This window comes from Streptomyces hoynatensis, from assembly GCF_003626535.1.
GTDB classification, from domain to species: domain Bacteria; phylum Actinomycetota; class Actinomycetes; order Streptomycetales; family Streptomycetaceae; genus Streptomyces; species Streptomyces hoynatensis.
In genome coordinates, this window is record NZ_RBAL01000045.1 from 1 (window position 1) to 7,064 (window position 7,064).

The 7,064-nt window shown below is 76.8% G+C and carries 4 protein-coding genes; all 4 read right to left on the bottom strand.

The features are described 5' to 3' along the window. A partial coding sequence (locus D7294_RS31375; protein WP_147450970.1) for an Rne/Rng family ribonuclease occupies positions 1-3,933 on the bottom strand: 3,933 nt, incomplete at its 3' end. 196 nt (positions 3,934-4,129) lie between these two features. Beyond that, positions 4,130-4,918 carry a TIGR03936 family radical SAM-associated protein gene (locus tag D7294_RS31380; RefSeq protein ID WP_120685219.1) on the bottom strand — a complete coding sequence of 263 codons (789 nt, stop codon included), beginning with the start codon at positions 4,916-4,918 and terminating at the stop codon, positions 4,130-4,132. A gap of 225 nt (positions 4,919-5,143) precedes the next feature. Then, entirely contained in the window at positions 5,144-5,683 is a 540-nt protein-coding gene (locus tag D7294_RS31385) for a GNAT family N-acetyltransferase (RefSeq protein ID WP_120685220.1), read from the bottom strand. 70 nt (positions 5,684-5,753) lie between these two features. Then, a complete protein-coding gene (trpS, locus tag D7294_RS31390) occupies positions 5,754-6,932 on the bottom strand; it encodes a tryptophan--tRNA ligase (protein WP_120685221.1) in 1,179 nt (392 codons plus the stop codon). Positions 6,933-7,064: the final 132 nt, after the last annotated feature.

A 7,064-nucleotide genomic window follows, 5' to 3' on the forward strand; every position in this document is an offset into this window, starting at 1 on the left:
CGCAGGCACCGACACCTTACGAGCCCCACGCCGCCGCACCGGCTCCACCGGCTCGGCCGGCTCACGCACCTCCGCGACCTCCGCCGCCTCGGGCGCCGACGGCCCCGGCTCGGGCTCCGCCTCGGCCACCGCCTCCGGGGAGGCCGCGGCCACCGCCTCGGGCGCGGCCCCGGGCTCGGCGCCCGCCGAGGGCGGCCCGGCCGGGGCGGTCACCTTGCGGGTGACCCGCCGCCTGCGGCGCGGCCCGGGCTCGGGCTCGGGCTCCGCGGGCGCGGCGGCGTGCACCGCCTCCGCCTCGGCGGCCCGCTCCGGCTCCCCGGGCTCCACCGGCTCGACGGCCTCGGCCGGCGCGACCTCCTCCACGGTGGCCGGCGGCACCTCGGGCTCGACCGGCGGCTCGGCGGCCTCGGCCCGCTCCGCGGCCCGCTCGGCCTCCGCCGCCTCCCGCGCCTCGGCTCCGCCCTTGCCGCGCCTGCGGCTCTTCTTGCCGCCACCGCCGCCGGGCGCGTGCACCTGCTCCATGTGCACGATCAGGCCGCGGCCGTTGCAGTGCACGCAGGGCTCGGAGAACGATTCGAGCAGGCCCTGCCCGACCCGCTTGCGGGTCATCTGCACGAGGCCGAGCGAGGTCACCTCGGCGACCTGGTGCTTGGTCCGGTCCCGGCCCAGGCACTCCAGCAGCCGCCGCAGCACCAGGTCGCGGTTGGATTCGAGCACCATGTCGATGAAGTCGATCACGATGATCCCGCCGAGGTCGCGCAGCCGCAGCTGGCGCACGATCTCCTCGGCCGCCTCCAGGTTGTTCCTGGTGACGGTCTCCTCCAGGTTCCCGCCCTGGCCCGTGAAACGGCCGGTGTTCACGTCGATGACCACCATCGCCTCGGTCCTGTCGATGACCAGGGAACCGCCGCTCGGCAGCCACACCTTGCGGTCCAGCGCCTTCATCAGCTGCTCGTCGACGCGGTAGGTGGCGAAGACGTCCACCTCGGAGGTCCACCGCTGCAGCCGGTCCACCAGGTCGGGCGCCACGTGCGAGACGTAGCCGTGGATCGTCTCCCAGGCGTCCTCGCCGCTGACGATCACCTTGGAGAAGTCCTCGTTGAAGATGTCCCTGACCACCCGGACGGTCATGTCCGGCTCGCCGTAGAGCAGGGTGGGCGCGTTGCCCTTCTTCGACTTCTGCTGGATCTCGGCCCACTGCGCCTGGAGCCGCTCCACGTCCCGGGTCAGCTCGTCCTCGCTCGCCCCCTCGGCCGCGGTGCGCACGATGACGCCCGCGTTCTCGGGAACGATCTTCTTGAGGATCTGCTTCAGCCGCGCCCGCTCGGTGTCGGGCAGCTTGCGGCTGATCCCGGTCATCGAGCCCTCGGGCACGTACACCAGGTACCGGCCCGGCAGCGAGATCTGGCTGGTCAGCCTGGCGCCCTTGTGCCCGATCGGGTCCTTGGTGACCTGAACGAGCACCGGCTGGCCCGACTTCAGCGCGGTCTCGATGCGGCGCGGCCCGTTCCCGAGACCGAGCGCCTCGAAGTTGACCTCGCCCGCGTAGAGCACGGCGTTGCGGCCCTTGCCGATGTCGACGAACGCCGCCTCCATCGAGGGCAGCACGTTCTGCACCTTGCCCAGGTACACGTTGCCCACGTAGGAGGCCGACTGCTCCTTGTTCACGAAGTGCTCGACGAGGACGTTGTCCTCCAGCACGCCGATCTGGGTGCGCTCGCCGCTCTGCCGCACCACCATGACCCGCTCCACCGCCTCGCGGCGGGCCAGGAACTCGGCCTCGGTGATGATCGGCGCCCGGCGCCTGCCCTGCTCGCGGCCCTCCCGGCGGCGCTGCTTCTTGGCCTCAAGGCGGGTCGAGCCCTTGATGGACTGCACGCCGTCCGCGCTCTCGGCCGTGCCCTCGCGCCTGCGGCGCGGCTCGCGGACCTTGACGACGGTGCGCTCCGGGTCGTCCACGGTGGCGCCCTCGGTCTCGCCGCTGCGCCGCCTGCGGCGCCTGCGGCGGCGCGAGGTGCCGCCGCCCTCCTCGGCCTCGGCCTCCTCTTCGGCCGCGGCCTCGCCGGGCTCCTCCGGCTCGGCGCGTTCCGCCGGCTCCTCGGCGCGCTGCTCCTCGGCGGCCGCCGCGGCCTCGGCCGCGCGCTCCGCGGTCTCGCCCCTGCGGCGGCGCCGGCCGCCGCGCCTGCGGCGCCGCGCGGGCCGATCGGCCTGGGCCTCCTCGGCCTCCTCGGGCTCCTCGGCCTCCTCGGGCTCACCGGCCGGCTCGCCGGACTCCCCGGCCGGGGCGCCCTCGGCGAACTCGCCCTCGTACTCCTCCTCGGCCGCCTCTTCCTCGAACTCCTCCCCGGCGCGTCCGCGCGCGGCCTCCGCCGCGGCCCGCTGCGGGGTCTGGAACATCGGTGCCTGGAAGACCGGCGCCTGGAACACGGCCGTGGGCGCGACCGGCGTGACCGAAAGCGCGGGCGTGACCGGCTCGGCCTGCTCGGCGACGGAGGCGGCGGCCGCCCGCCGCGCCTCGGCCCGCGTCTCCTCGGGGGCCGCGCCCTCGGGCGCGGCGGCGGACTCGGCGGGCGCGGCCTCCCCGGCCTCGGGAACCCCGGCCGCCCGGGTGGCCCGGCGCCTGCGGCGCGTGGGCTCCGCGGCCTGCGCCTCGGCCTCCGCGACCGCCGGCGCCTCCGGCTCCGCCCTGGTGACCCGGCGCCGCCCGCGGGCGGGGGCGCTCTCCGCCTCGGCCGCGGCCTCGCCGGCCTCCGCCTCGGCGGTGGGCCCGGCAGCCGCCGCGGGCTCGGTGGGTTCGGCGGGCTCGGGGGCGGACGCCGCCCGGCTCACCCGGCGCCGCCGCCGCGCGGGCGCCGGCTCCTCGGCGGCCACCGGCTCCACGGCCGCGCCGCCCTCGCTCTCCTCCGCGGTCTCCGCGGCGCCCCCGGCGACCGGCGCCTCCGCCTCGACGGGCGCAGCCGCCCGCGTCGCCCGGCGGCGGCGCCCCGGCTCCGGCTCCGCCACGGCGGGCCCAGTGGGTTCAGTGGGTTCGGCGGGCGCCGCGGGCTCGGCGGGCTCAGGCGCGGACGCCGCCCGGCTCACCCGGCGCCGCCGCCGCGCGGGCGCCGGCTCCTCGGCGGCCACCGGCTCCACGGCGGCACCCTCCTCGGCCTCCTTCTCGGCGGTCACGCCCGCGTCGGCGGACGGCGTCTCCGCCGCGGCGGCGCGGGTCGCCCGGCGCCTCCCGCGGGCCGGGGCCTCCTCGGCCCCTTCGCCTGCGGAGCTCTCCGCCTTCGTGGCACGCCGCCGGCCACGCGTGGGCGCGGGCTCGGCAGCGGCGGCTTCCCCGGCTCCGCCGGCCTCCTCGGGCGGCACCACCGCGCTCTCCGGCAGCACCTCGGGCTCCGCCGCGGCGGCGCGGGTCGCCCGGCGCCTGCCACGGGCCCGCGGCACCTCGGCCTCCTCGGCCGCCGACGCCCGGGTGACGCGCGTCACGGGAACTTCAGTGGATTCCCCAGTCTTTTCGGCCTCGGGGACGGCGGCCTCCGCCGCGGCGGCCGCGCGCGTGGCGCGCCGCCTGGTGCGCGGCGCCGGCGGCTCCCCGGCCGCCTGTTCCGGGCTCTCCCCGGCCTGTTCCGCGGCGGGCTGCGGGGCCGACGCCTCGCGGGTCGCGCGCCTGCGGCGGCGCGCCGGCGCCTCCTCCGCGGCGGACTCCGCCGCGGTCCCGGGCGCGGACTCCGCCGCCGACCCGGGCGTGGCCGGCCCGGGAACCGTGGGTTCCCCGGCGGCCTGATCAGGCGAAACGCCCTCCTCCCCGGCCGCGCTCGCGGGCGGTCCCGCCGGGCGGGACGCCGCGCGTCGGCGGCGCGGGGGAAGGGTGTCGCTCGGTGTGCTGATGTCGTTCGCGGTGCTTTCCGCACCGTCCGCTTCCGCGGACCCCTTGCGCTCTGGCATGCGGGCGGTTCTCCCGTCACGCTCCCGGGCGCCTCACCGGTGACGGCGGCGCCGCTCGGGAGCTTCGTATCGCTCGCCGGTTCCGGGCCCCCGCGGGCCGGCTACGGCGAAAGTCTCCTGGTCGGTGCGTCTGCCTGAACAGCCGGGCCCGAGTGGCTCCCTGGCACCGGGCGGTTCGGCGGCGCGGCGACGGCGTCTATCCAGCGGTCCCCGGCGCCGCCGCGGCCTGCCGTCCGGCGGCCATGGGTGAGGCGGCCGAGGCGGCGTCGCGGTCGGGCGCGAACGGGTCGTGCACCGTGCCGGTCTCCTCATCGAGGGGCCCCTGCGCCAGCCTGGTCACCGCTGCGGGGACCGGCGGCGCCAGGTCGGCCGCAACGCGGAGGCCGGACAGGACGTCGTCGGGTCGTACGGCAGGTGTCCCATGCCGCACTACCAGGCGCAGTATCGCACAAGGGCGGGGGGCGGGCCCATCGGACCCACCGGCCGGCTCGGGCCGCGACACGCCGAGCGACACGACGGCGGCGCGGGCGTCGAAGGCGCGCACCCCCCGTTTCGTCATCCGCTCCACCGGTACCCGGTCCGCGGCCAGGAAGGCCGCCACCGCCCGCTCCGCCTCCTCGGCCGCGACGCCGTCCAGCCGCAGCTCCCAGCGGGAGGCCTGCAGGCGCTCGGCGAAGTCCGCGGTGTGGGCCTCCACCGCCTCGACGATGTCGAGGCCGGCCGGCAGCGACTCGTCGAGCCGCGCCCGCAGCTGTGCCGGGTCACGCGGCGTGGTCAGGGCGATCTCGGCGTACTCGGCCTCGCTCGCCGTGCCGGTGGGCGCGGCGTTCGCGTAGGAGACCTTCGGGTGCGGGGTGAACCCCGCGGAGTACGCCATGGGCACCTCGGCCCGGCGCAGCGCGCGCTCGAAGGCGCGCTGGAAGTCGCGGTGGCTGGTGAACCGCAGGCGGCCCCGCTTGGTGTAGCGCAGTCGGATGCGCTGCACCGCCGGCGCGGGCGGCGGGCCTACGGGTTGTCGCTTCCCCAGTGCTCCTCAGTCCCTCTGCTGTCCCTCGTGTCCACCGGTGTCCCTCGTATACGACCGGGCTCGACCGGGATCGACCGGGCTCCGTCCGGGGGCGGCGCCGGATCTGCCGTCGCCTGCCGTCAAGGTTACGTGCCACCCGCGGCGATCCCCCAAGCGGGCGTCCCCCTCGGCGCGGGCCAGGCGTCAGGAGGTGGGGACCCAGAAGCGCAGCTTCTCGCCGCGCCGGTCCTCGAAGACCCCGCCGCAGCCCTCGATGACCTTGCGGGAGCCCACGTTGTCGTGATCGCAGGTGATCAGCACCGGGTCGAAGCCGAGGCGGTGCGCCACCGGCAGCGCCGCCCGGAGCATCGCGGTCGCGTGGCCGCGTCTGCGCGCGCTCGGGCGGACCTCGTAGCCGATGCTGCCGCCCCAGTCCAGCAGGCGCGGGGTCAGCCGGTGCCGGATCGAGAGCCGCCCGAGGAACTCCTCGCCCTCGACCCACCACAGCACGGTCGAGGGCACGAAGCCCTCGGGGCGCGCGGTCTCCTCGCGGGCGTCGGCCAGGGTCTCCGCGACGTAGCGGGCGAAGACCTCAGGCTCCTGCCAGCGCGCGCCGTGGCGCAGCATGTCGCGGCCGAGCATGGAGTTGTCCTCGGCCGTGCCCCGGCCCTCGGCCGCGAACTCCGCGATCGCCGCGAGGAAGGAGGCGTGCACGCGGGTGGTGGGGGCGACGAGTTCCGGCACCGGCTCATCCTGCGCCCGGCACCGGCCGGGCGGCAACTCGTGCGCCCCCACCCGCGGGCTCCCCGCCGCGTCAGTAGTGGCTGTTCATGGCGGCCCGCACCTCGGCGAGGGTCGCCTCGGCCACCGCCCTGGCCCGCTCGTTGCCCTCGCGCAGGACGCGGCGCAGCTCCCCGCGGTCCTTGGCGTACTCGGCGCGGCGGGCCCGGATCGGCGCCAGGTACGCGTTCACCGCCTCGGTCACGGTCCGCTTCAGCGCAGCCGCGCCCCCGGAGCCGATCTCGTCGGCGACCTCCCGGGGGCTCCGGCCCTGGCAGAGGGCGGCCAGCAGGAGGAGGGAGGACACCTCGGGGCGCGTGGCCGGGTCGTAGGTGATGTGGCGCTCGGAGTCGGTCTTGGCCCCCTTGATCAGCCGCGCGGTCTCGTCCGCCCCGGCGGCCAGTGCGACGGCGTTGCCCCGGCTCTTGCTCATCTTGGTGCCGTCGGTGCCCAGCAGCAGCGGCGCGGGCGACAGCAGGGCCTCCGGCTGCGGGAAGACGGCGGTGCCGTTGCCGTAGCGGTCGTTGAAGCGGCGGGCGAGGGTCCGGGTGAGCTCCAGGTGCGGGAGCTGGTCCTGCCCGACCGGGACCAGGTTGGCCTTGCAGAAGAGGATGTCGGCCGCCTGGTGCACGGGGTAGGTGAACATCAGGCCGCTGACGGCGGACTGCCGCGCGTGCGCGATCTCGTCCTTGACCGTGGGATTGCGGCCGAGTTCCGCGGTGGAGACCAGGCTGAGGAAGGGCAGCAGCAGCTGGTTGAGGGCCGGGACGGCGCTGTGCGCGAAGATCGTGCTGCGCGCCGGGTCCACGCCGACGGCGAGGTGGTCGAGCACCAGCTCCTCGACGTGCCCGGTCAGGTCCTCCGCCACCTCGCGGTCGGTCAGCACCTGGTAGTCCGCGATGAGCACGAACATCTCCACGCCGAGGTTCTGCAGGCGCACCCGGTTGTGCAGGGTGCCGAAGTAGTGGCCCAGGTGCAGCCGCCCGGTGGGGCGGTCTCCGGTCAGCACCCGGAACCTTTCGGGATGGCGGCGTACCTCCTCCTCGAGCACGGCGCTGCGGGCCTGGGCGGCGGCGATCCCCGGCGTGCCGGCGGGGGCCGTTTCCGGTGCGCCGGCGGGGGCCGTTTCCGGTGCGCCGGCGGGGGCCGCGGGGCGGGGGCCCGGGGAGGTGAGGGGACGGGCGCCGGCTGCGGTCTCGAGGGTGTGGTCCATGGGTGTCTCCGTAAGTTGTTGGGCGGCCCGGGAGGGCCGGATGTGGCTTATGGGTCCTTGCCTTCAGTGGCTGACTAGGAGTGGCCGTCCGGCTCTCCGGGGCGCCCTGGCTGCTGATTGAGATGTGCGCGC